Source organism: Gammaproteobacteria bacterium, assembly GCA_029882975.1.
In the GTDB taxonomy this organism is placed as follows: Bacteria; Pseudomonadota; Gammaproteobacteria; order SZUA-152; family SZUA-152; genus JAJDNG01.
Map to the genome: position 1 here is coordinate 1 of JAOUJW010000004.1, position 25,185 is coordinate 25,185.

Consider the following 25,185-nt stretch of genomic DNA (forward strand, 5'->3'; position numbering starts at 1 on the left):
GAAGAGCCATCAGCGGGTGAAGAGCCATCAGCGGGTGAAGAGCCATCAGCGGGTGAAGAGCCATCAGCGGGTGAAGAGCCATCAGCGGGTGAAGAGCCCTCAGTTCCCTTAGTGGCTAATGGGCCTTGGCGTAGCTTCCTGGGTGTTTTTCGCAATTCAGTGTCGAAGGTGCTATTTTCCGTTTTCAACACTGACTCACTGGATACATCTTTGCGACTTCTATTATCTACTTGTTGTTTGCTGATCGCCGCCTTGGTGGTATTGGTTTTGGTGTTGGGACTGAGAAACAGCCATAGCAAAACCCCTCCAATCATTAATGCGGCGACAATTAATCCCGGAACCCACAGTGAACGCTCCTCTGTGTCGGCGTAATAATCCAAAAGATCTTTTTCCGTTGCTCGTTCTTCGTCTTCCCATTGATGTTTGAATTGATAGTCGAGAGAAGATGTTCCCATATTTCCGGGAGTATCGTAGGAATCAGCATTGGAGTTAAATACTTGGGTGGCACTGTGGCTACTGCGTGCCGGAGTACCCGGCTTTTCGCTTGCGAGAATGTCCATCAGTAACGCTTGCTCATCTTCTGAAATCACTGATCCGGTATCGGGCTGAGTGAAATTCTGGTCCGGTATATCAGAAGTATCCGGTATTTCTGTCAGTATTTCCTGTGAACTGTTGGAGGAATAACCCGCAAAGGTGTCATTTGGGTTGCTATCCCGTGACAAGATATCCCCTGAGGGATCGGTTAAGAATTCTGTGTCAGCATCTGCATTTGCGCCATATTGCGGCTTCTTCTCAAATTCATACGCAGTCGTTTCATCTATCAAGCTTTGCGCCGTTTCGACAATTTCCAGGTTGGCAGCGTCATCAAAAGATTCCGGCAAGTTGGTTGTGCCAATCGAGTAGCCAAGTGACTCCGGTCCCGAGGTCGTTGCTGTGGTATCGGTAGCGTTAGAGGTGGAATCCGGCGTGGCATACCGGCGCAGGATTTCTGCTACTTCATTTGCGGTGCTGTCTGTATCTTCAGATTGTTCCAAACCGCTTGCCGGATTAATTTCCTCAGGACCTAAAGCAACTGGCTGACTATTCTCACCGTGTTGGTGTTTTGCAATGAAATACTGGGAAATGCTGTCACTGTAAACGAGTTCTTCGGAATTGACATCGTACATATTACTGGCAATGGTTTCCGGTAAGCCATCGGTTTTCTGCGTGGTCGCTGCGGGTAGTTCTTCCAGTGATTTTAGAATGGCAGCCAGAGAATCCTCCATAGACTCTGTTGGCATTGCGCTGTTGGTATGGTTCGCCGTCACAGAAGATGCAGGCTCATCGTTATTCCAGTTGCTATCAGTAACGCTTAAAGAATCCAGTGGCTCTGTTGACAGCTGTTGATCTGTAGTTGAGGCACCGGATTCGGAATACCCGGAAACTCCTAGCGATTGCTTTAATAAGCTGGTGTCAATGCCTGAAGCCTCGGCATCCTTTAACGTAGACCACAGTTCTTCAATTTTTGCGACGATATGGGGGCGCTCTTCACAGCGTTGCCAGGTAGACTTTAGTTCCGACCAAAGGGCTTCTATGTTGCCAATCAATGAATCCAACTGCGATTGATCCAGGTGGTGATTGCTTTGACTCAGAATGGCAATAACTTCGTCTATAGTATTTTCATAAGCAGGGCGGGAGGGTTCAGGATCTAAACCCACACTTTCTGTGTTTGGTTGTGTGGGTTGGTCTTTGGAAAGATTTTTGGCGTCAATTTCTTGCAACACTCGTTGTACGATATCAACATCTTCATCAGTGGTATAGGATTCAGCGGCCTCCGGTTCCCCGGTTTCAGTTTCTTGGAATTCGGTTTTAGGATCGGGCTCATCGCTTGGCTCGTCATCAAAGTTTAAAGACGCAGGCTCAAAGGGCTCGGTTTGTAACCCTTCAACATCTTGTTTTATTTCCTCTAATACATGCGATCGCTCCAGCTCATCAAGCAGAATTTGCTTGTGCTCGTCCATACCGGTTTCGTTGGGCTCGGTGTTCTCGCTTGATGGAGTTGGTTCGCTCATGAATGGCTTGCGTCCGGTTATAGGGTTGATCCATTGTCTTTCTATCGGCAGGGCTTAATGAAAATTGAGCAATAGATGTATCACAAATACTTGCTTTGTTATGCATTTAGCGCCCTAACTGTGACAAAAAAATTAACATTGAATCAATGTGCTGTGTGACTCCCCGGTATATTTGTTAGAAAGGGGTACACTTTGTGCATTTTGTGATCCATGTCACGTGTGAGGCAATTTGCAAGGTAATCGAAATGTTTAAGAAAAGTTACCGACCGTTAGGGTGACTCAGTTTTAATTTTAAATCGTTAAAGTCGTCACAGTGTTTGCCGATACTCACATTGATGAATTCCATTCGGGGTCATGCTGGTAAAGATGACAGGGTTATTAGCAGGAGATGCGGACCGTGTCCAAAGATAAATTTGTTGCTTTTCGCGAAGCGGTACTGGCTTTGCTGAGGCTGTGCAAGGAACATAAAAGTGGCGCCATGTATGTGTATGCAGACAAAGGTCATGGCGCAGTTTTCTCCATTAACAAGGGTGAGATCATGGACCTGTATTACCGTAATGTCCGTGGTGTTGAAGCTCTGCAGGATCTGCGCAATGTGGAGTCAGCCCGTTTCTTTTTCAAAGGCGATCGCGACCCAGGAAACAATCCCTCGACCCAGAGCAATAATACCGGTTTGTCCACTGAAGAGATCTTCAAACAGCTGGGTGTGGATTTTAATGAAGAGTTGGGCGGTGGCCTGGCCAAAATCCTGGTTATCGACGATAGCGGTTTGGCCCGTAAATCCATCATACATGCCTTAAATGGCCGAGAATATCGCATCGTGGAAGCAAAAGACGGTGTTGAGGCGCTGACTATGCTGCGACTGGAGAACCCCGACCTGGTGTTGCTGGATTTGATTTTACCCAAAATGGACGGTTACGAAGTCTTGGCACGTATGAAAAAAGACGAACGCCAAAAAGATATCCCGGTGATAGTGCTGACGTCAAGGGATACTTTGTTTGACAAATTGAAAGGCAAGATGTCCGGTACAGACGAGTATCTGACCAAGCCGTTTCAACCCGCAGAGTTGTTGCAAAAGATTGATAAGTACTTGGGATAGCAAACTGAGTGGAAAACATTGGAAAAACGCTTGTGTGGACAGAACCTTCAAAGAGTAGCGCGTGGATGGATAATAACACTGTATTGAAACTGTTGGTAGTGGATGATTCCAAAATGATGCGTGATGCTATACGTACCATGTTTGAAGATGATCCGCACATCGACGTGGTGGGCGAAGCTGCCGATGGGATCTCTGCGCTCGAGGCTGTGAAAAAATACAATCCTGATGTGATCACGATGGATGTGGCGATGCCGGTTATGGACGGTATAACCACTTTAAAGCATTTGATGATCAAGAATCCCAAACCGGTGGTCATGTTAAGCAGTTTAACCGTGGTGGGTGCTACGGTTACTTTCGATGCTTTACGCTATGGCGCGGTGGATTTTATCTCCAAACCTTCCGCTTTGGAAGGCAGCACTATAGAGCATCAGGTAGAAGATATCCGTAGCAAGGTTCGATTTGCTGCCGGTGTTGAAGTGAATGCCATCAAGTATATACGTCGCAATCATCCAAATGGTCAGGCCCTGAATGCGCCTTTGACCGGCTCGTGTAAAAAGGTGGTGACTTTCGGCGCGGCCGAAGGTGGTTATGGTTCCATGCTAAAAATCATTCCCCATCTGCAAGCCAATGATAATACGGCTTATATGGCCAGCATATATGCTACACCGGAGCATGTGGACGCTTTTACCGAATACCTCAATAGTTGTAGTTCTGTGTTCGTGAAACGAGCTAAACACGGTGAAGAAATCAAACCCGGAGTGTGTTACCTCAATGTGGGGTCGGACTACATGACTGTTCATAAAACAGACATGGCCTACTCGTTGCATATCAATCCAGCACCGTTCGCTTCGCGCAAAGGCGCAGTGGATATGTTGATGTTTTCAGCGGCGGACATCACGGAAGAAAACTGTATCGGTGTGATTTTATCGGGTTCCGGTGCAGATGGTTCCGAAGGGCTGGAGGAAGTGATCCGCATGGGTGGTCAAGCCATCGTACAGGACCCCCACAGTTGCCTCTCCAAAGACATGGCGCTGGCGGCTCTGGAACGCAGTGATGTGGAATGGGTGATTTCGGACAGTGAAATCGCAGATAAGGTGAACAGTCTTGTTAGCTAATGTTAGTTAAAGTCAAGGCAAACACATGGGTTATGTTTTACGACCTAACACGTCGTTTAAATCGGGAGTTATATCAATGTCTAGCTTAGTATCCAGGATACCACTTATCAAGAACGGAGGAGTTTACGGTGGCTAAAAAACGAAATTATAGTCTCTTTCAAGGCCTGAGACTGTCAATGAAACTAGGCACCGGCTTTGGTGTCATGGTGTTGCTGTTGGTGGTCGCCCTCGGTATTGCGGTTTACGAGGTTACCATAATTAACACGACGTCTGAGCGCGTGGTAAATACACGTGTACCTACAGCATTGGTCAGTATCGACATGTTAAACGGGATCAACCAGTCGCTCGCCGGTTTGCGCGGTTGGATGCTCTTGGGTAAGGAACAATTCAAGAAAGACCGTGCGGAAACCTGGTCAGAGTATCTTGATAAACCGCTGGGGGAAATGAAGCGTTTGGCCAAAGACTGGGACGACAAGGACGATATAAATAACCTGGCTATTATCGATAAGAAATTGAAATTGTTCCGCGATTACCAACAGGAAGTAGAGGATATTGCGAATACCATCGATGAGAAGCCCGCGTCAAAAATTCTGTTCCAGGATGCGGCCCCACGAGCCGCCCAGTTGTCGTCGTTGATCACGCGTATGATCGACTTGGAAGGTCAGCAACCGGGTACGGAATTACGCAAAAATATCCTGTATATGATGGCGGACGTTCGAGGTACCACCGGTCTGGGTCTGGCGGCAATTCGAGCTTACTTATTATCCGGTGACGAGTCTTTCAAAAAACAATTCGATAGTTTGTGGGAGAAGAACACGACACGTTTTCGTGATCTGGAAAATGCTTATACCCATTTGACACCGGCACAACGCAGCGCGTTTGATCAATTTAAGCAAGTTCGATCCGAATTTGAGGGTTTACCGCCTAAGATGTTTGAGATACGCGGTAGTGCGGAGTGGAACTTGGCGAACTTTTGGTTGGCTACTCGAGCGGCTCCCATTGCCGCGGAACTCACCGGTATACTTAAAGAAATGTCCAGCCACGAGAAAAAATTACTACTTGACGATGCACAAAATCTTGAAGATGTCGTAACGGAAACCATTAACTTGTCCTGGACGCTGATGGGTGTTTCCGTGGTTGCGGGTGTCCTTTTGATTATATTGCTGACCCGAGCCATTGCCGGTCCGATTTTACGTGCGGTAAACACTATTCGTGGTATTTCAGAGAATCGCGACCTCACGATACGCCTACCAGTAGAAAGTTCGGATGAGATCGGTGTAATGGCGACTACCTTGAATGAGATGTTGGGTTTGATAAACAACACGTTTGCGGAAGTGTACCAAGCGTCTCGCGAAGTGGTGACCTATTCGGACGATGCCTTCCAACGAGCATCGGGTAACAGGAATCGTGCAGAAGATCAGCTTAAGCGTGCACAAACATCCGAGAAAGTAATCACGGAAATGGGTCTGACCGCGGGCCAGGTAACCAAAGCGGCTCAAGCGCAGCAGGATTCTGCGGTGCAATCACAGAATGCTGTACAGGAACTTCTCGATAAAATGGGTGACGTGGCTGAGTCAGCACAGGCACAGGACCGAGAGGCTGCGGAAACCCTGGCTCGTGTATCCGAAATGGGTGAAACATCCGGACGCGTTGTAAAAACCGCGTTGGAGCAGGAAGAGATGGTAGGCACCGTTAATAAAGCCATCCAACAAATGGTGTCGGCGGTGGACGATATGCAGAAGGCGGTAGGACAAGCCACCGATTACGGTCGTTCGGCCTTGAATGCTGCGGAAGAGGGCCGTCAATCGGTAGCCGCGACGGTAGATGGTATGCGCGCAATTGCTGAATCCTCCGAGCAGATTTCTGAAATCATCGGGGTAATCACGGAAATCGCGGAACAAACCAACTTGCTCGCTTTGAACGCTGCGGTAGAGGCGGCTCGAGCGGGGGCACACGGTAAGGGTTTCGCGGTGGTTGCGGACGAGGTAGGTAAGCTGGCGCAGCGTTCATCCGAAGCTGCGAAAGAAATTACCCAGTTAATTAAAGACTCAACCAACAGCGTAAGTGAAGGGGTAAAACTGACAGATAAATCCCAGCAAGCGCTGCTGAAAATCGACGAAGGTGGTCGAATCAACATGACGGCTATCGAGGAAATCGCCACTTCGGCGGAGGCCTTGAACTCCACCACCGGTCAGGTAACGGGATATATGAAAGACTTGAACGTTTTGGCACAAAAGATCGCCTTAATGGCAGGTGAGTCCGGTACCCGACGTGAGGTAGCGGAAGACGCGCTCCGCGTTATGTTGGAGTACTCATCCAAGATTACCCGGTTGGTAGAAGAGACCAACCAAAGTGCTAAAGCCATCGGTCAGGAAATGGAAAGCGTGGTACGTCGAGGGGGTGAAATGGGCCAGATGACTGCGGCTCAGGCGCAACGTTCCCAGGCAATTACCAAACTGGCGCAGGAAACGGCGGCTACCGCGGCGCAAACGGTAGAAGGCGCGGGTATCGTAACGTCGATTATGGATGGCTTGAAACATCAGTCAGAAGTATTGAACGAACAGGTACGTCAGTTTAAGACAGACATCTAAACCAACTACGATTGCAGCCGCAGATTTTGCGGCTGTGTGACGTATCAAGAGCTTAAGGTGTAACAGGAGATGCAATCATGGCTATAGCTGGCATGACCGGGAGAAGTGATCGATTCGACGACACTGACCAAGAAGGCCAAATGCAACTGGTTGGTTTCGGAATCAATCAGGAGCAATTTGGTGTCAATATATTAATGGTTCAGGAGATCATTCGTTCAGCTCCAGTCACCGCCGTACCCAATTCACCGGAGTTTGTCGAAGGGGTAATTAACCTGCGCGGTGATATTATACCTGTGATCGATTTACGTAAGCGATTGTTTTTGTTTCGCGAAGACAATCATGAGCGCAACTGGATATTGATTCTAAATATCAGTGATCGAGTCATCGGTTTCATCGTCGATCGGGTAACGGAAGTATTGAAAGTCGCTCACAATCACGTGGAGCCGGCGCCGGATGTAGTTATTGCAGGTTTGGAAAATCAGTACATACAAGGTGTATGTGATGTGAATGATAACCTGTTAATTATTCTGAATTTTGAACGAATTCTGTTTAATGAAGAATACTATCTGCTGAAAGATGCCAACTATAACGAATTGATTCTTGGGGACGATGCGGTAACGCAATAATGCGCCGACTGTCTGAATCGTGGTTAACAGGATACGCTAATGGGTAAACGCATTTTAATCGTAGAAGACTCCACAATGATGCGGAGAGTAATAACCAAAACCTTGGAAGAGGCCGGTCACCAAGTCGTGGGTGAGGCCAGTAGTGGTGATGAGGCGATTCAGAAATACGGTGATCTGCTTCCGGATCTGGTTACTATGGATATTACCATGCGAGGTATGGATGGGATTACTGCTGCGAAGGAAATACTGAGCCGTGATAAAAACGCCAAAATTTTGATTTTGTCCAATATGGATGAAGATAAATACCGGGGTGAAGTGGAACGAATCGGTGCTATCGGTCTGGTTAATAAGCACAAATCCGAAAAGATTTTGAAGCTTATTGAAGGTTAAGGTTAAGGGCAAATACGCATAGGCCTGCCGCAAGGAAATAGACATGACTGAAATCAATACAACATTGCTCCCGGATTTTATAATCGAGGCCGGCGAACACCTGGATGAAATCGAAGCCCTATTGTTACATCTGGGGGAAGATCCGGAAGATCTGGAAGTCCTTAACGACATTTTCCGGCCGGTACATAATATCAAAGGTGGTGCCCAGATTACCGGTTTGGTAAAAGTGTCTGCATTGGCGCACCGATTGGAAGACCTGTTGGATCTATTGCGCCAGGGACAAAAAACGTCCAACGCAGAAATCGTTGATCTACTGATTGATGCACGGGACCGTATAGTTCTGTTAGTGAATGAATTGGAACGAACTCAAGAGGAGCTGACTCCTGTTGATGATTTGGTAGACCGTTTAACTTTCGAGATCGAGAGAGAAGATGTTGCGCTGGTAGCTGCGCCGGAGATAGAAGTTGAGCCGGAGATAATTGAGTTTCAGGAAGCAGAATCTCAGGAAGACCAACTTCAGAGCATAGACGAACCGGATTTAATAGAAATTACTGCTTTTGAACAGGAGGATACACTATCCTCGTCGGATGATACAGTTGAGACCGTTGAAATATCCTTAGACAGTGAAGAATCCGGCAGTACGGATGAATTTCCTTTAGATTCGCAGGAACAACACTTTGACCCGGATGCAGGATCGAAAGCGCCCTTGCTTGCGTCCGATTTGGATGTGGATTATGTGACAGTTCGCTACGATGAAGAGCAGGACTCGGAACTGTTCTGTATTTTTCTGGATCATCTGCATGAACAAGTGGTGTTGTTGCGCCAGTTCATTCCACAACTGCAAAATTATCCTTCAGAAGACTTACTGCAACAGTGTTCTGAATCAGTATCCAGTTTATGGATGGCTGCCAATTACATGGGATATGACGAACTATCCCGACTGTTTTCTCATTGGCGTGAATCATTGGTGGATGTCGGCTCCCAGATCAGAAAAGGTGAGCCGGTTAATTTGGAGTTTATTTCTGACGAGCTGTCTCAAATTGACAGTTTGTTTCCGCAGCTTGCAAGTGTGATGGCGGAAAAATCCACACACGCAGCTTCAGATGAGTTATCAATGGATGACGATATTGACCGCGAAGCGGATTATTTGAGTGAAGCGTTGTCCCAGGACGATGAATCGGAGGCAGATGTTACGGCTTCTGTACTGGATGCATTTGCACAGTTTGACGACCCTAAGTCTAAACACGATGAAAATAGTGTGACATCAGAAGAGCTTCCTGATGAGTCCATCGTCGAGGAGGAAACGGATTATTTCGAGCCGGTGCCGGAAGTTGAAGTGGAAGAACTGGAAGCGGAGCTGAATGAACCATTGGTGCCTGAACGTATAGTTACAGCGGATGTGGTAGTTGACAGCGCTGAAATGTATGAAGAAGACGAAGACGAATATACAGATGAAGATTTCGCTAACATCAACATGGCATTGGTTCCTGATTTCATTGTGGAAGCCATGGAGCACCTTGATGAGATAGAAACTCTGTTGCTGCAGTTGGGCGAAGATCCCAATAATCTGGAAGTGCTTAACGACATCTTTCGGCCGGTGCATAACATCAAAGGTGGATCACAGATAACCGGACTGAAAAAAATTTCCCGTTTGGCGCATCGCTGGGAAGATTTGCTGGATATGCTACGCCAGGGCGAAAAAGAATCCAGTGCCGATGTGGTGGATTTACTCATAGATACCCGTGACCGCATTGTGCAATTGGTTAATGAGTTGGAGCAATCCAATCGGGAAGTCTCTTCAGTCAGCGAATTGGTGCGGCGGTTAACTCGTGCAATTGATTCCGACCAAAGTGTGCCGGAAACGCCAAGTGCCAATGCTGCTGTACCCACTACGGCTGGTATTGAGTCGTCCGCAAAAATGGAGTCTACTAGTGAATCCAAGGATACAAACGATTCTTTTGAATATGACGAAGAAAATGACCAAGAATTGTTCAGTATTTTCCTGGACCATGTGGAAGGTCAGCTAAGGGTAATCCAACACGCATTGAAACGTATTCCGACGTCGGAAACAGCGGAAAATGAATTTGCAGCAATTTATGAAAGTTTGGATGGTTTGTGGAATGCCGCGAATTATATGGGATATGAGCAGCTTAAGGACCACTATCGTCAATGGGGTGACGAAGTGGATCGTGCTCGTCAGTCTTGTGTCGCGGGAGGTTACGCGGATCCGGATTTCATTCAGCCCTACATAGATTCTCTTATCGATTTGTTTCCGCAATTGGAAGGGTATGGAGTAGAGCAAGATCAGGAACCATCTGAGCCGGCCTACCGAGATATGGATTCACCGGTCACAGCACCCAAAGGAGCCGCTCCTGCAGAAAATTCAAAAGCATCGGAACTGGAAGAACGACTTCTTGCTGCATTGGATAGCAGTACTCAACCCAAGGCAAACACAGAGTCACTAAACCAGATCTACGATGAACTGGTCAGTAACGGTCCTGAACAGAAACCGGTATCTCAAGAATCAGCGGCCAAGAAGCCTCCCGGGCGACAAAGTATGCGTCTGGAGCAGAAAGCGGGGGATGACAAACGCAGAAACCCCGGAGAAGCAGATCGGAAAATCAAGAAAAGCATGCGCGTGGATGCAGAAAAAATCGATACCCTCATGAATCAGGTGGGTGAGCTGGTTGTAGACCGGTCTTATTTCTTCCAGTTGTTCAATGAAATGCGTGGACTGCAAAGTTATTTAAAGGACGTACCCGGTATCGATCAGAAGGATATCAAAATGGTACGCACTTTAACGTATCGACTGGGTGAGGCCATTGCTGCTTTAGGACGAACTTCCAATGAGTTGCAGGAAGGTGTGATGAAGATGCGCATGTTGCCGGTTTCTCACATCTTTAATCGCTACCCGCGTTTGGTGCGAGATTTGACCCACGGTACCGACAAAAAAGTTAACCTGGTGATCCGCGGTGAAGATACGGAATTGGATAAAATGATTGTGGAGGAATTGTCCGATCCGTTGATTCATATCATTAGAAACGCGGTGGATCATGGATTGGAGTCCATGGATGAACGTAAGTCCAAGGGTAAAACTGAAGCTGGAATTTTGAGTTTGGAAGCATACCAGGAAAGTAATCACATTGTAATAGAGGTGGTTGACGACGGTCGTGGTATAGATCCTGATAAAATAAAACGTAAAGCGTTGGAAAAAGGCTTGGTGACAATAGAAGAGTTGGAGCGTATGGCTCCCAGAGATATCACTCAAATGATTCTGGCGCCCGGGTTTTCTACCGCAGAGAAAATCACCGGTACCTCCGGCCGAGGTGTGGGTATGGATGTGGTTAAGCGGAACATTGAAAAACTCAATGGTACGTTGGATATAGATTCCAAACCCGGTATACGTACCATGATGCGTTTGAAGATTCCTTTGACACTGGCGATTATCCACGCTTTGATGGTGCGGGTGGGTAAAGACTTGTTTACGATCCCTCTGGCCAATGTGGATGAGACAGTGCGTATATTCGGTAACGAGACCTCCATGGTGGAAGGTGTTGAGGTTATACATTTACGCGGTCGTGCCTTGCCTATGTTTCGCTTGTCTAAGTTGTTTAACATAAGTGGTGATGTGGACTCTGAAAAGTCATTTGTGGTTATTGTATCCACTGAAGGGCAACGGACCGGTTTTGTTGTGGATGAGTTAATTGGTCAGGAAGAAGTGGTCATCAAACCGTTGGCCGATTATGTGCAAGAAAAGAGTGGATTCTCCGGAGCCACCATCGTGGGGGACGGGCGTATCTCCTTGATTTTAGATGCGTATGAATTAGTGAAAATGACAGCGAATCGTCAAGCCAGGAAACACAAAGCACAGGCGATTGAGCTTAAATCCAGGATTCGCAATAAACCACGTCAAAATGCCGTTTGATAACATGAACACAACAAGCCGGTTTACCGCTTAAAAGGAACCACTGGGAACCAATATGGCAAAGAAAATCAAAGTACTGATCGTTGATGACGCCTCATTTATGGTGAAAGCCCTGAGGGATATTCTGGAATCGGACGATGAAATCGAAGTGGTGGGCAGTGCCAGGAATGGTCAGGACGCATTGGACAAAATACCTGAGTTGCAACCGGATGTGGTAACGCTGGATGTGGACATGCCGGTTATGGACGGTGTCCGCGCGATTCGTCACATTATGATCAAGTGCCCGATACCTATTGTGATGTTGAGTTCGCTGTTTTCTCATGGTGATATCACATTTGAGGCTTTACGTTTGGGCGTGGTGGATTTTCTACCTAAACCTTCCGGAGCAATTTCAACAGACATACATAGTCAGGGTCACCAAATAATTGATCGAGTCAAAATTGCAGCCGCAGAGAATATCAGAAACGTTCATCGGGTGAAGCTCAACAAAGTGGATGTGCGAGACCAGTTGGTGGAGCGATACGGTTTTCAGATGTTGGATCACCTGGTTACCATAGGTACTACCTTGGGTGGACCTAATACGGTTATTCGCATCATGTCCGAGTTGTCGCCGGACTTGCCTATGGCTGTGGTGGCGATACAGGAGATTGAACCGCGAATTCTACCTGCGTTTGTTAAAGAATTTAATGAATATACCGCCTGGAAGGTTGAAGAAGGAAAGGAAGGCACGATATTGGAACAGGGTGTTTGCTATGTGTGTTCCTACAGTGAGCCCATGATCGTACAACTTAATTCCAATCAAGAACCCTGCCTGATGCGCGGAACCAATGGTAAAAAACCCCTGAATGCGCTATTCCAGTCAGCGGCAGATGTTTTTGAACAGAATACTGTCGGTGTGTTGCTTACCGGAGTGGGTAATGATGGAGAAGAAGGGTTTTCCCACATTAAGAAAAAATCAGGGGTAACCATTGCACAGAATACCGAAACTTGTGTTTATCCCAATTTGACTCAGTGTGCCATTGAATATGGCGTAGTGGATTTTGTCGCCAACGATGGCGACTTACACAGTAAGATCGCTACCGTAGTCAATACGGATTCCGACGAAAGGGTAATGAACGCATAGGGTATTAGTCCTATGGCAAGAATCAACAGTACAAAAGCCGGCGTTTAAATATATGATCATTGTCTGTGATAAGTGTAAAACAAAATATGATGTAAATGACTCATTGATTCAGAAGCCTGAAATCAGAGCCAGGTGCAGCTATTGTAATCACGGATTTACCGTGCTAAACCCAAAATTTTATGGTAATACGCAAGCCGCTTCGGTACAGCTTGCTTCGACTCGTGTTCCGTCAGCGCCGGTACATATTGAAGGTACCCGCAAACGCGCTGCAGAGTCATCCAGCAAAGTCATTACCGTGTGCAACCAAAAAGGCGGTGTTGCCAAGACAACCACTTGTCTTAATTTGGGGACGTCGCTGGCTATGATGGGTAAACAGGTTTTGCTCATCGATTTTGATGTGCAGGCCAATTTGTCCAGTCTGTTGAAAAGTGACCACTGTGATTCCTTTTATGACTTTATTCAATCCGGTGAATCTGATTTATCGTCTTACATCGTCAAAACGGGACACGATTTTTGGTTGCTTCCTGCCAATAGCCGATTGTCTTTGTTGGCAAAGAACCACATGCGGGAGAAGCATTTTGAGTACATGCTCAAAGACCAGTTGGCGGCGATAAAGAATTTTTTTGACTACATTATCATCGATACACCGCCATCGGGCGATTTTTATACCCTGAATGCGTTGTTGGCATCCGATATTGCTGCCGTACCGTCACAATGCGAGTACTTATCTATGAACGGGATTAGTCATATTCGCAATATGGTGGATGTGATAAAGGCAAAAGCCAATCATAAAATAGATTTTCATGTTTTGGTGACCATGTTCGATAGAAGTAATACGGCATCCCGGGTAATTTTTAATAAGTTGAACCATGACTACTACGGTAGTGTATTTTCGACCATTATTGAAAGGGATGAAATCGTTCAGCAATCGCAAATACTGTTGACGCCTACCATGGCTTACGATAAGAACAGTAGAGCCGGGTTGCAATACTTCGATTTAGCCAAAGAAATCGAGTCACTCCGGTGCGCCTGATTGCTTTCGGTGAGGAAATATCTTGAATAAACAAACCATTTATGCGCTCATATCTTTTGCCTGTGTTGTCCTGCTTTGGGATCTGGTGACACGGTTTAGTGGCTGGAGTGCGCAAGTATTTCCTCCACCACTTACGGTCCTAGGGGCTTTTTATGAATTGACGGCAAATGGGACTTTGCTGAAGCATTCAGTAGCCAGTCTGTATCGGGTGACCGTGGGTTTCTATTTGGCGGCCCTGTTGGGGATTCCACTGGGTATCATTCTAGGTCGATTGACCATGGTGAAAATCCTGGTGAATCCATTGGTGCAGTTTCTCCGACCAATATCACCACTGGCCTGGATACCGTTGGCAATGTTGTGGTTTGGAATTGGTGATCAACCTGCAATTTTTCTGATTTTTTTAGCAAGCTTTTTCCCATTGGTGGTGTCTACGACAGTGGCTGTGGATCATATTAATCCCATGTATTTTCAAGTGGCCGCCAACTTTGATTTTACCCGCAGAGAAATAATCAGCAAAGTGGTGCTGCCTGCCATACTGCCTTCTGTGGTGACAGCGTTGCGATTGACCGTTGCCATTGCGTGGTTGGTGGTAGTGGCTGCGGAAATGATTGCGGTTCAGTCCGGGTTGGGATACTTGATTCTGGATTCACGCAATGCTCTGCGTATGGACTATGTAATGGTGGGAATGGTGGCGATCGGCATGATCGGATTGTTGTTGGATTACATTATGATTCGTGTTTCAACGGCAGAGTCCATCATGTGGGGACGGTTTAAATGATTTCGGTGGCATACTAATGGGACAAATCAAAATAGAATCACTTTCCAAAAAGTATCTGAACCGGCGCAAACGCAAACGTACTTTGGAAGACCCCGGCCCCGGTGATTGGATAACGGTTTTGGATGATATCAATTTGCAGTTTGAAGACGGTGAAATGATTTGTATCCTTGGACCCTCGGGTTGCGGCAAATCCACTATGTTGCGAATCATGGCGGGATTTGATACCGCCAGTTCAGGTCGGGTACTCATAGACGATAAACCGGTAACCGGGCCCAGTTCGGACAATATATTTGTGTTCCAAAGTAACGGATTGCTTCCTTGGATGACCGTAGAGCAAAATCTGGAACTGGGTTTACGGCAATTGGAACCGGATGAGAAAAGGGAACGGGTAGCAGAATATCTGGAATTGGTCGAGCTATTGGGTTTTGAGCACCACTTTCCACATCAACTATCCGGAGGAATGCAACGGCGCGCAGAGTTGGCACGAGCGCTGGCGGTAAAACCCGAAATGCTGTTTATGGATGAACCTTTTACAGGTCTGGATTATCTGACTCAGCTGAAAATTCGCGAAGAAGTGGTCAATATTCACGAGTACATCGGTAAAACAATGGTAATGGTGACACACTTTATTGAGGATGCCCTGATTATGGCGGACCGCATTGTTGTTTTGGGTGAAAGGCCCACGCAAGTACGGTTACAGCAAAAATTGGATTACGGTCGACCCCGAAACCTGGTGAAAGAAAAAGGCTTGCAGGATTTGCGTGATGAAATCTTTCTTACCCTGGGTGTCAGTTATGCTGTGTGAAGGAGCAACTGCATGAATGTGGGGCTTAACAATATCATTGCCGCGATTCCAGCTCCGTGGAAATTTACCTTTGGTACGATTGCCTGGTTTGTGCTGATCAGTGTGCTTCACTTTAAAATCAATGTGGATGAAGGTGAGCGTCAGGTTATTAGCATGGGCTACATGCCCGTTATCAGCAATATGGCGGCTCCAATTTTAGATCAAGCCAGTAAAGAGAACGGCAAATACCGGTTTAAGGCTCTTAAGTTTTCTTCATTCGCCGAAATGGCGGAAGCGTTGCGCAATGGGGAAATTCATGCAGCATTTATGATCGCCCCCTTGTCCATCGTGTTGCATCAGCAGGGTGAGAGTATCAAAGTAGTGTTGTTCGGAAACGGTAATGAGAGTACCTTGGTGACACGCAAAGGCCTAAATATAAAGTCATTGCATGATTTGCGCGGCAAGCAGGTTGCGGTACCTATGCGCTATTCAGGGCACAACCTCAGCATCCTGGAATTGATCAACAAAAACGGCCTTGAGGGTGAAATCAAAGTGGTGGAAATGAATCCGCCCGATATGGCGTCTGCATTGGCAAGCGGAGTATTGGATGCTTATTATGTGGGTGAACCTTTCGCCATCAAGACCTTAAAGTCCGGTGATTCGGAACTCCTGTTTTATGCTGAAGACGTTTGGCCGCACTTTTTCAGTAATCTTACTTTGGTCAAGCAGGATTTTATTAATAAAGACCCCGCCGCGGTGAAGGCCCTGGTTCACGGTGCTGTACGTGCCGTACAGTGGGCGAAACGGAATCAGACCCAAGCAGCAAAAATCTCGTCCAAATACTGGAACCAACCCTTGGAATTGGTAACTTATGCCTTGGAAAATCCCCCCAATCGTACCAATTTTGACCGCTATGTTCCGCAAATGGATGAAATGCGAAAAATTGTAAGGCTAATGAAACAGTTTGGGTTGACCGATAGTATTGATGTGGAAGGCGTTGTTGATGATAGTTTCGCGCGACAGGCACCGCTGGATAATATCACTACAATCGAAAGCGTTTTAAAACAGTAGCTTGTTCTCGCCGCGTAGCGGTTTTCTCTGCCGAATTATTGGAATCGGACATTCCAGACAGGCATCTGATCGTTTTATTCAAAAGTCAGGATGCTTTCCATTGTTAAGGAGCAAGACAGGAGTGGTGCGCTAGGGTGGGCGTGTACCAGTTTTTGCGACTGGGATATTGGTATCCCGGTGTATTTCTTTCCCTGTTTGCGAGTTCGAGCTATGAAACAAAATGTTGACGACATACGAAGAATCAAGACAGACAAGCTGAGCGATCAGGGATTTGAATTTTTAGCTGATGGTGAGTTTTCCAAAGCACTGGAGATTGCCGCAAAACTGGAAGCACTGTGTTACACCGGTGCATTCGAGTTGGGTGCCTTAGCCCATTATGAGTTGGGGGAACTGGACGAGGCAATCAGCTACCTGAAAAAAGGGGTAAGTTTGGCGCCAAAGTGTTGGCTGATCTGGCAATTACTGGGTAATTATTTGTCCGACGCCGAACTTTATGAAGAAGCTTTTACCGCCTATGACGAATCCTTATTATGTCCTGATGTGTGGCGCTCGTCTGTTTGCTTGAATCAAGCGATACTGTCCAATCGATGCGGTCACTATGCAGAAGCGCTGGAGTTTTTGTCCGGCTGTATTGATCCGGAGTTACTATTGCACCGCTCCGAAGTGGAAGTTTTTGCTTTGGTGGCCTTAGAACGTTTTGCGGAAGCGGATGAGTTGGCCCGTAGTGTACTGAATAGCTGGGTTTCACCGGACGGCCACAAACCGGATGCCGATCAATGCGAGTTGTTGGGTCGTATAGCCGCATCTTTGGGACGAGTGTGTCTGGCTCAGAATGAGGAGGTTGGTGAAATCAGGGAGCTGGCTCTGCAGTACTTATATTTGGATCCCACCAGCCAATCATTGTTGGCCTTGCTTCGTGAAATAGATTCCCAAGTGTCCCGGCAATCCCATTGCTATGCTATCACCGTAAGTTGTAAGCTACCGGAAATCAACAATAAATACCATGGGGTTGTAGGATACATTGTTAATTATCAAGTGGTGGCCGACAATGAAGGCGAGGCGCTGAGATACATTCGCCGTATTGAAGAGCCGGGCTTGCAAGCCAATATACTCGCGGAACATGTCGACATTTTGCAAGCTGAGCCCGATGAGCTTAAAGGTGTTTATTGTCGCAGCAGTCGTATTTATTACGAAAGGGAAGACTAGGCTTTTCGCCTTGCACTTGACGATTTAGTCCTCATCTCTGCTGATCCGGGAATTAATCAGAGGTTCCCTGGATTTATTTTTTGATACATTCCTGCTCGATCCGATACATTCCCAAAATCGTCATCAGGTCGATGAGTTTTTGGCGTGTCCGTTGGATCTGTGCAGGGTGGGGCGGTCTTGCCAAAACCATCCGTTCAGTCCAAACTATGTTCTATTATTTTTTATCCGAGCAACCCTATGAAACACCCTCCCTTAATTTCTATGCTGCAACAGCTCATTGCGACTCCGTCCGTCAGCAGTGTCAGTAAACAATTTGATCAAAGCAACCGAGCTGTTGTGGATCTTTTGGCCACATGGTTGGTGGATGCAGGGTTTGAGGTGAAAATCTTACCGCTGGCTTCACAACCACAGAAAGCCAATCTCGTTGCCTGTTTGCAAGGTGACAGTGATAGTGCCGGTAACAGCGAGCGCAACGGTGGGTTGGTGCTATCTGGGCACACGGATACCGTACCCTTTGATGCGGACCGGTGGAGCAGCGACCCGTTTGCTTTGACTCGGCGTAATGGACGGCTGTATGGACTGGGTACTGCGGACATGAAAAGCTTTTTTGCTTTGGCAATCCAAGCGGCGAGTCAGTTTGATAAAAAAAGTCTCAAACAGCCTTTGTTTATTGTTGCCACGGCGGATGAGGAAAGTTCTATGGACGGCGCGAAAGCTATTATGGAAATGGGTTTGCCTTTGGCCCGCTACGCGCTCATCGGAGAGCCGACCGGGCTCAAGCCTATTCGTCAACACAAGGGTGTTATGATGGAAGGGATACGGCTACGGGGTTTATCCGGCCACTCCAGCGATCCTTCTCTGGGGGTCAGCGCCCTGGAAGCCATGCATGCCGTAATTGGTGATCTGCTGGAATGGCGCCGGCAACTGCAATCTTTTAATAGTAACCCGGATTTTGCCGTCCCTGTACCCACCATGAACCTGGGGCACATTCATGGTGGTGATAACCCAAACCGTATTTGCGGTCAATGTGAATTGCATATCGATATGCGCCCACTGCCGGGGATGGAACTTGAGGAGCTGCGGCACGTATTGAATCATCGTTTGAGTCGATTGTTTGATAAAAGTCGTATCAGTTGGGAAATGTTTTCATTGTGTGACGGTACACCACCCATGCAAACTCCAGCTCAATCGCAGATTGTTACAGCAGCTCAGGAGCTCACCGGGGTCGATGCCGGTGCCGTGGCTTTTTGTACCGAAGGTCCCTATTTTAATGCCATGGGATTGGAGACGGTGATCATGGGGCCGGGGCATATTGATCAGGCGCATCAGCCGGATGAGTTTATCAGTGAGGACACGTTGGAACCTACAGTGGATTTGTTAAAGGGATTGATAGGAAAACTTTGCAATTAATTCTTGCGTCTTAAACATCCAATTCCACCCCAAACTTCCCGGATACCACGGTGTTAATCATCAGCCACTTTTCATAGATCAAGATATTCTCCAATGTGGCTTTGTTCAACTGACCTTTGATTTGACCCTTATCCATGCGTTGATTCAGTTGTGCTTCAGCCTTGCGGCGGACGTTTAGAAATTTATCGGTCACATCGATGATAAAGGACTTTGCCAGGTACTCACGTACGGTGTCTTGTAGTACCCAGGTGCCTACATCAAGAACAGTGCTGTCCACTTGACGGCCAAACTGCACATTGACCAGTCCAATGGTCACTTTGGGCTTGCCTTTGACGGTGGTTTCTTCGAAAACGGGTTTTCCGGTGATATGAAAACTGCCGCTTGTTGACAGCAGTTGGTTTTGCGCAGCCGCTTTAAAGAAGACGGCCATGGCGATGTTATCGCCGGATGGGTAGATGTCCACGTCTTTGATATACAGCGTCAGTTCCCCGTCTTTACCAGTCAGCGGTACGGTTTTACCGGCGACTTTTTCTTTTAGAAAATCCCGCAGTGCATCGAATTTTAAGACCAAGGGCACTCGTAAGGCAAAGCCGTCGGCATAGCGGCTTAAATTCAGCTTGGGCAACGCTGCGGTGCTGATCGGCGGGGGTTCTCCAAAAACGGTTAGGATTTTCGCTTTCATACCGATGCTGCCGGAGAGTGTGGTGCTGTTAATTTTAAAAGGTTCAAAATACACTTTTTCTAACTGAGTCGTCAGCCAGACTTCAGGGTCTTTGCGTATGTTTTTTGCGGTAGAAAGTTTGTCCCAGGTCTTTTGTGCTTTGTCACGCAGTGCCAGTTTTTCTTTCAAACGCTGATTGAATCGCTCTACGGCTTTGTTGAGATTTTCCCGTAGTTTAGGTTCTAACAGACCGGCGAAGGTAATACTCATACCGAATACTTTTATCTGTGGTTTTTTGTCCCAATGGAAGTTGGCTGACAATGTGGTGTTGGGTTCCCAGTTTTCCAACATACCGGGGGTAATAGTAGCGTTAACGGTCATCGCGCCTGTAGCGGTTTCTTGCATTTTGATACGGCCGCGCGTCCTGGCGGTAAGACGAAAGGCGATAGGTAAACTGGCAGTTATTCCATTTTCATGTCCTACTACGGTGATGGGGCCGCGCTTGGTAATCTCGCCAATGCATTGAGCATTCGCCTTAACGTACTTGCTTTTTATGAGTTTGCATTCTTTATTGATAGTATCTATGGGGTTGGCGATCGATTCGTCCAGTTTTTGTTGCAATTCCAAAAGATCAATGCTGTATGGAATGCTGACGAAGGATGTTACTGGTTTTAAATCATGTCGGTCGGCTTGTCTTGGCGGAGCTTGTGTTAATGCCTGGTCCAGTTGCAAGCCGTAAAATAGTCCCAAAAACACAGGTATGCACAGTAACAATAAAAGAATGAATATTTTTTTCAAATCCGTCCCCTCAGCAACCGGAAAACCTATAGTATAGATTTAACGGTGGTCGGGCAACCTGAGGGCTGACTATTTACGGCCTTGCTTTTATGCGGCGTAACGGTTGTGACCGTCTGATTTGGCTTTGGTAAGTGCTTGCTCAGCCTTTTGTCTTAGGATATCAGCGCTGCCGGCTGGGTTGGAGCCATCATGGGTGGCTGTGCCGATGCTGATGGTGACGCTGGTACTGATTTCGGAATCCAGGTAGGGGATATCCAATTCTCTGATGACTTCCAATGTGGTTTCGGCTAGTTGTTTTGTGGCACCTTGGTCTGTGTCCGGTAGTATGGCCGCAAAGGTTTTCCCTCCAAATCGAGCTACCGTATCATTTGATCTTCTGTAGCATAGATTCAGTGTTTCGGCGATTTGTTGTAAACAGCGGTCCCCGGATTCATGTCCATATAAAGCATTGTATCGGTCAAAGAAGTCGATTTCCACAATAACCAAGGATAGGGGGGTTTTTGAACGCAACGCTTGTTGCAATTCTCTTTCCAGGGTTTTATCAAATACACGACGGTTGTTCAGCGTGGTCAGCGCGTCTTTTGTTGCGGATGACTTCAATTGTTGGTCGATTAACTTGATCTGGCGGCTCATGTTGGTGCCGGCAACCACATTTGAGGTTTTGCGCCGGTTCGTTGGCGAGGATTCGTCTACAGCAAAAATATAGATGTCTTGTTGATAAATGGGCTGGAGAGAGATCTTTGCTGAAAATTGTGATCCGTCTTCTCGGGTTGCCATAGTGTTAAATTGCCTATCGTTTTCTGATTGAAGCGCATCCCATAACTGTGCAATATTTTCATATTTCAGAATAATGAATTTGCCAATGGGTTTTCCAATCAGTTGTAATTGAGCGGTGTTAAAGAGTTGTTCCGCCGCCTGGTTGGCGTTACGTATGATGCCGTGTTTGTCGGTCTCCAGGATTGGGTATGTGACAGAGTTAGACATGGATTCCAGATGTTTTTCTCGCTCCAGAATTTCTTTTTCGTTGTCGCAAATATTGTCAAAAAGAGCGTTGATTTGGTCACCCAGAGTTCTGATCTCATCCTGCCCCCAACAGTGGATGCGTTGATGGCGGTTGCCTTGAGAAAAATTGTGAATCAGCTTAACCAGTCGGCCTATACGAAAAGTGACCAGTATATGTATGAGCAGCATCAGTAAGCCGCAGCCTGAAAAAAGGATAATGTAGACTTTATTAATGCTATTGCGAAGACTGTGAATTGCGAGTTTGTTGTGGTAATCAAGGTTTTTGCTGTAAAAGATAAAACCACAGTTTGTGGGGCGTAAGCCGATTGTGCTTACGCACAAACCGGCATAACCGTTTAGAAATTCTCGTTGAGAGCTGTTCTCCAGTTCGATGGATTGATAGTCCCGAGCAGCTTTCAGAAGGTCATGGTTGATTTGTAAATCCGTGGTATTCCAACTTTCCCCGACGATGCGGTAATCACTTGAGGCAATGATGTTGTCTGCAGCGTCTACAACCACAATTACATTCAAGTCTCTGGCACCGGCCATATTGCTGATGATTTGTTTAATGTTGTTGGTTTCCTTTGTATTTAAAATGGTTAGAATGCTTCCTTGCAAGAAACTCAAAGTGTTATGGATCTCCTTAGCCTGGATTTTTCGGGTTTGCGAGATAGTTGAGCGCTCTATTGTCCCTTGGTACAGATACACAAGCGTGGCAATGAATGCCAACAAAACTCCGGGTAGAACAAGTCGGAGGCTGAATATTTTTCTGTAAATGTTCATGCAATGCGTTGTTTTTGCTCTGGCGTATACCGCTATTGTTTAGGAGGTCCAAGTAGTCTTGAATACAAGTTTAGTGATTACGGAAAATCAGGGTATAAACCTGTCGGTATACAAAGATTCCAGTGGTATTTCCCATCTCAGAAGTTTGTGGTCCAGCATCACATCGTGCAGATGTTTGGCTGTGGTGCTGAGATTACCGCTATTCTTGTTTAAGAACTGACGATTGACTACCGCATCCGGTAGAGTGAGTCCTTCATAACTGGCGCTGACTTCCCCCGGTTTAATTGCCAATCGCTTCGACAGGCGGCGGTGTGCATCTTGTTGGTCCAGTTTCATGTACCCTAGGGCAGCAAACCAATCGTTGACAATAGTATGTAGTTTTTCCGGTTGATCGCTAATAATATTTTGATGCACCACCAGCACATCGACTATTTCGCCGGGAATCATTTTGCTGGTGAAAATTTCTTTGGCGTCTTGTTTCAGTAGTTGGGTTCGAACCGGTTCAAAGGTAACCACAGCGTCGATCTTACCGGACATGAAAGCATCAGCGTGTTGATTAACCGGGATATTCACAACCTGTATATCACCCAGCCACATCTTGTGGGTTTCCAATGCTCGGGTAATCATTACGGCACCCAATGCTCCGGCTTCGACCCCTACACGTTTATTCTTCAAGTCTGTGACGCTCTTTATTTCCGGCTTGGCCAAGATGACGTCGGCACCCTCGGAGATGTCGTGGATTAAAATGACTTTGGCGGGGATGTTCACTTCCCGCAATAACAGAACCTCGTCCATGGTGAGAGAGGCGGCTTCCAGGGTTTTGTTGCGAAACGCGCGTAGTACTTCGCTGGCAGACGGGTATTCGATTAACTGTATGTTTTTTTCCGGCCAGCCATTCAACTCCGAGGCAAGGTACAGGGGAGCGTAACCGGGCCAGACATTGGTGCCCAAACGTATTGGGGCATCAGGGGCTTTTTCCGCGCAGGACGAGAACACAATTAACAAACACAGGGTAAATACTAACCGCTTCGGCATCACAATAACTCCTTTTGTTGTTAGTTACTTATCGGATTATTTGCTGTGAAAATCAGTTTGAATTGTTACGAATTGTTGAAAATCAAAGGGATAATTTGTTTGGGATTGATTTTATTGCAGTAGAAGGTAAATGTTAAAACAATGCAAATTCGAATCTTGACGAGGATCAATGCCTGTTTCGATCATCATGGGAAAAATCACCGATCAGGCATATACTTATATGAAAACATGGGGCTTCCAGTCTGATGTGTTTAGGTATTCCGATGCGGATTGTCAATATGGAAGGATACGACGCCTATTGCGAAGCGAAAGGCGTGGGTCGTCATGTCAATCTGTTTTTAATGCAGGATATTGCATTAGGGGTGGGGGATTATGTGCTGGTACATGTCGGCTACGCCATTCAAAAGGTCAGCCCGGATCATGCCCGTTCTGCCTGGGAGTTATATGATGAGATCCTGGCAGTGACCTCGGAGTCAGGGCATGCATGAGTTGTCTATCTGCCAAAGCTTGTTATCTCAGGTAAATAATATCGCCCGACAACATCATGCGATACAAGTTGACACCATTCATCTGCGAGTGGGTCCTTTGAGCGGGGTGGTACCGGAACTTTTGCAGACAGCTTTCACAGTTGCAAAAACGGATTCGCTCGTTAAGAACGCGGTTTTATTGATCCAATCCAGTCCCATACAAGTTCGATGCCGCCGTTGTCATGTTGCCACAGAAGCAAGTATCAATCGTCTCGTTTGCGGCGTATGCGGAGACTGGCACACCACCTTATTGAGTGGTGATGAACTGCAATTGGAACGAATTGAAATGGAAATACCATCCTAAACGGAGAAAGCGATGTGTGATACCTGCGGATGTAATGTAAGTGAAGCCAATCGTCATTTACTTGAGCCTGACGGTAAACTGTCCGGGTTTGGAAGTGAAAAAAAGGCGGTGGACATCCTGGAGGCTTTGCTGTCAGAGAATAACCATCAAGCACAACATAATCGGCAGCATTTACAGGCACATGGCATTTTGGCGCTAAATCTGATGTCTTCGCCCGGCTCGGGGAAGACCGCATTACTTGAGGCTACCATTGATGCTTTGAAACCGCATTACCGCATGGCTGTGATAGAAGGTGACCTGGAAACCGAAAATGATGCCCGCCGCATTCGAGCCAAAGGCATCCCGGCGGTACAGATTGTAACGGGCAGCACCTGTCATTTAGATGCCCATATGGTACATCATGCATTGCACCAATTACCGTTAGAAGATTTGGATATCATTTTTATTGAAAATGTCGGAAATCTGGTATGTCCTGCCGGGTTTGATCTGGGGCATCATCGAAACGTGAGCCTTCTCAGTGTTACAGAGGGCGATGATAAGCCGGAAAAATATCCGCTGATGTTCCGCGGTAGTGATGCAGTGATCTTCAGTAAGACAGATTTATTGCAGTGGTTGGACGATTTCGATCCTGATCGGGCCGAACAAGGCTTACGCGGTTTGGCCAATCCTGCACCGGTTTTCCACGTTTCCGCAAAAATCGGAACCGGCATGGAGCAATGGTTGCGTTGGTTGGACAGAACTTTATTGGACTATCGTCAGTCTGTGAACCAAAAAAGCGGTTTTTTACCGAGAGTATATCAACACTCTCATGTTGCTGCTCACGCTTCGGAGCATGAGAAACGCCGTGTTGAGGTGGTAGATACCGGGTGATGT

At 46.8% G+C, this 25,185-nt stretch carries 20 protein-coding genes; 16 read left to right on the forward strand and 4 right to left on the reverse strand.

All coding sequences use genetic code 11. The features are described 5' to 3' along the window. Positions 1 to 2,051 (reverse strand): hypothetical protein (locus OEY58_04130; protein ID MDH5324630.1); only part of this gene is annotated, 2,051 nt, incomplete at its 3' end. A gap of 397 nt (positions 2,052 to 2,448) precedes the next feature. Here OEY58_04130 and OEY58_04135 point away from each other — a divergent pair. The 13 genes from OEY58_04135 to argE all read left to right on the forward strand — a co-directional run bounded on the left by OEY58_04135 (position 2,449) and on the right by argE (position 19,202). Next, a complete protein-coding gene (locus OEY58_04135; GenBank protein ID MDH5324631.1) occupies positions 2,449 to 3,150 on the forward strand; it encodes a response regulator in 702 nt (233 codons plus the stop codon). 65 nt (positions 3,151 to 3,215) lie between these two features. Next, on the forward strand, positions 3,216 to 4,265 hold the full coding sequence (locus OEY58_04140) for a response regulator (GenBank protein MDH5324632.1): 1,050 nt from the start codon (positions 3,216 to 3,218) through the stop codon (positions 4,263 to 4,265). Between the two features lie 176 nt (positions 4,266 to 4,441). Continuing rightward, a complete protein-coding gene (locus tag OEY58_04145; protein ID MDH5324633.1) occupies positions 4,442 to 6,856 on the forward strand; it encodes a methyl-accepting chemotaxis protein in 2,415 nt (804 codons plus the stop codon). A 140-nt stretch (positions 6,857 to 6,996) separates the two neighbouring features. Continuing rightward, a complete protein-coding gene (locus OEY58_04150) occupies positions 6,997 to 7,482 on the forward strand; it encodes a chemotaxis protein CheW (protein ID MDH5324634.1) in 486 nt (161 codons plus the stop codon). Positions 7,483 to 7,521: 39 nt separating this feature from the next. Continuing rightward, complete coding sequence (locus tag OEY58_04155) at positions 7,522 to 7,872, forward strand: response regulator (protein MDH5324635.1); 351 nt, start codon at positions 7,522 to 7,524, stop codon at positions 7,870 to 7,872. Between the two features lie 43 nt (positions 7,873 to 7,915). Next, positions 7,916 to 11,797, forward strand: a complete 3,882-nt coding sequence (locus OEY58_04160) for an Hpt domain-containing protein (GenBank protein ID MDH5324636.1) — start codon at positions 7,916 to 7,918, stop codon at positions 11,795 to 11,797. Positions 11,798 to 11,852: 55 nt separating this feature from the next. Next, positions 11,853 to 12,920 (forward strand): response regulator, encoded by a 1,068-nt coding sequence (locus tag OEY58_04165; GenBank protein ID MDH5324637.1) that lies wholly within the window; start codon positions 11,853 to 11,855, stop codon positions 12,918 to 12,920. A gap of 160 nt (positions 12,921 to 13,080) precedes the next feature. Continuing rightward, entirely contained in the window at positions 13,081 to 13,953 is an 873-nt protein-coding gene (locus OEY58_04170; protein MDH5324638.1) for a ParA family protein, read from the forward strand. Positions 13,954 to 13,975: 22 nt separating this feature from the next. After that, the gene (locus OEY58_04175; protein ID MDH5324639.1) at positions 13,976 to 14,731 is read left to right on the forward strand and encodes an ABC transporter permease; all 756 of its coding nucleotides are present in this window, start codon (positions 13,976 to 13,978) and stop codon (positions 14,729 to 14,731) included. Between the two features lie 16 nt (positions 14,732 to 14,747). Next, positions 14,748 to 15,536 (forward strand): ABC transporter ATP-binding protein, encoded by a 789-nt coding sequence (locus OEY58_04180; protein ID MDH5324640.1) that lies wholly within the window; start codon positions 14,748 to 14,750, stop codon positions 15,534 to 15,536. A 12-nt stretch (positions 15,537 to 15,548) separates the two neighbouring features. After that, entirely contained in the window at positions 15,549 to 16,586 is a 1,038-nt protein-coding gene (locus tag OEY58_04185; GenBank protein MDH5324641.1) for an ABC transporter substrate-binding protein, read from the forward strand. A gap of 210 nt (positions 16,587 to 16,796) precedes the next feature. Then, on the forward strand, positions 16,797 to 17,792 hold the full coding sequence (locus OEY58_04190; GenBank protein MDH5324642.1) for a hypothetical protein: 996 nt from the start codon (positions 16,797 to 16,799) through the stop codon (positions 17,790 to 17,792). 237 nt (positions 17,793 to 18,029) lie between these two features. Then, positions 18,030 to 19,202 carry an acetylornithine deacetylase gene (gene argE / locus OEY58_04195; protein ID MDH5324643.1) on the forward strand — a complete coding sequence of 391 codons (1,173 nt, stop codon included), beginning with the start codon at positions 18,030 to 18,032 and terminating at the stop codon, positions 19,200 to 19,202. Positions 19,203 to 19,212: 10 nt separating this feature from the next. Here the strand turns inward: argE and OEY58_04200 are convergent, their stop codons facing one another. From OEY58_04200 to OEY58_04210, 3 genes are all read right to left on the reverse strand, one after another. Next, positions 19,213 to 20,661, reverse strand: a complete 1,449-nt coding sequence (locus OEY58_04200) for a DUF4403 family protein (protein MDH5324644.1) — start codon at positions 20,659 to 20,661, stop codon at positions 19,213 to 19,215. Between the two features lie 87 nt (positions 20,662 to 20,748). Continuing rightward, complete coding sequence (locus tag OEY58_04205; protein ID MDH5324645.1) at positions 20,749 to 22,290, reverse strand: diguanylate cyclase; 1,542 nt, start codon at positions 22,288 to 22,290, stop codon at positions 20,749 to 20,751. 243 nt (positions 22,291 to 22,533) lie between these two features. Further along, positions 22,534 to 23,481 (reverse strand): ABC transporter substrate-binding protein, encoded by a 948-nt coding sequence (locus tag OEY58_04210; GenBank protein MDH5324646.1) that lies wholly within the window; start codon positions 23,479 to 23,481, stop codon positions 22,534 to 22,536. Between the two features lie 245 nt (positions 23,482 to 23,726). Here OEY58_04210 and OEY58_04215 point away from each other — a divergent pair, with 245 nt between their 5' ends. The 3 genes from OEY58_04215 to hypB are packed head-to-tail and all read left to right on the forward strand — an operon-like array spanning position 23,727 to position 25,182. Then, complete coding sequence (locus tag OEY58_04215) at positions 23,727 to 23,969, forward strand: HypC/HybG/HupF family hydrogenase formation chaperone (GenBank protein MDH5324647.1); 243 nt, start codon at positions 23,727 to 23,729, stop codon at positions 23,967 to 23,969. After that, the gene (locus tag OEY58_04220; GenBank protein MDH5324648.1) at positions 23,962 to 24,312 is read left to right on the forward strand and encodes a hydrogenase maturation nickel metallochaperone HypA; all 351 of its coding nucleotides are present in this window, start codon (positions 23,962 to 23,964) and stop codon (positions 24,310 to 24,312) included. Before OEY58_04215 ends, OEY58_04220 begins: the two co-directional genes overlap by 8 nt. Positions 24,313 to 24,324: 12 nt before the next feature. Next, complete coding sequence (hypB, locus tag OEY58_04225; protein MDH5324649.1) at positions 24,325 to 25,182, forward strand: hydrogenase nickel incorporation protein HypB; 858 nt, start codon at positions 24,325 to 24,327, stop codon at positions 25,180 to 25,182. The last annotated feature ends 3 nt before the right edge of the window (positions 25,183 to 25,185 follow it).

Bases quoted from the DNA above. Each gene is read 5' to 3' on its own strand.
- OEY58_04140 (MDH5324632.1), top strand. From the start codon at position 3,216: ATGGATAATAACACTGTATTGAAACTGTTGGTAGTGGATGATTCCAAA.
- OEY58_04145 (MDH5324633.1), top strand. From the start codon at position 4,442: ATGAAACTAGGCACCGGCTTTGGTGTCATGGTGTTGCTGTTGGTGGTC.
- OEY58_04150 (MDH5324634.1), top strand. From the start codon at position 6,997: ATGCAACTGGTTGGTTTCGGAATCAATCAGGAGCAATTTGGTGTCAAT.
- OEY58_04155 (MDH5324635.1), top strand. From the start codon at position 7,522: ATGGGTAAACGCATTTTAATCGTAGAAGACTCCACAATGATGCGGAGA.
- OEY58_04160 (MDH5324636.1), top strand. From the start codon at position 7,916: ATGACTGAAATCAATACAACATTGCTCCCGGATTTTATAATCGAGGCC.
- OEY58_04165 (MDH5324637.1), top strand. From the start codon at position 11,853: ATGGCAAAGAAAATCAAAGTACTGATCGTTGATGACGCCTCATTTATG.
- OEY58_04180 (MDH5324640.1), top strand. From the start codon at position 14,748: ATGGGACAAATCAAAATAGAATCACTTTCCAAAAAGTATCTGAACCGG.
- OEY58_04185 (MDH5324641.1), top strand. From the start codon at position 15,549: ATGAATGTGGGGCTTAACAATATCATTGCCGCGATTCCAGCTCCGTGG.
- OEY58_04190 (MDH5324642.1), top strand. From the start codon at position 16,797: ATGAAACAAAATGTTGACGACATACGAAGAATCAAGACAGACAAGCTG.
- argE (MDH5324643.1), top strand. From the start codon at position 18,030: ATGAAACACCCTCCCTTAATTTCTATGCTGCAACAGCTCATTGCGACT.
- OEY58_04210 (MDH5324646.1), bottom strand. From the start codon at position 23,481: ATGCCGAAGCGGTTAGTATTTACCCTGTGTTTGTTAATTGTGTTCTCG.
- OEY58_04215 (MDH5324647.1), top strand. From the start codon at position 23,727: ATGTGTTTAGGTATTCCGATGCGGATTGTCAATATGGAAGGATACGAC.
- OEY58_04220 (MDH5324648.1), top strand. From the start codon at position 23,962: ATGCATGAGTTGTCTATCTGCCAAAGCTTGTTATCTCAGGTAAATAAT.
- hypB (MDH5324649.1), top strand. From the start codon at position 24,325: ATGTGTGATACCTGCGGATGTAATGTAAGTGAAGCCAATCGTCATTTA.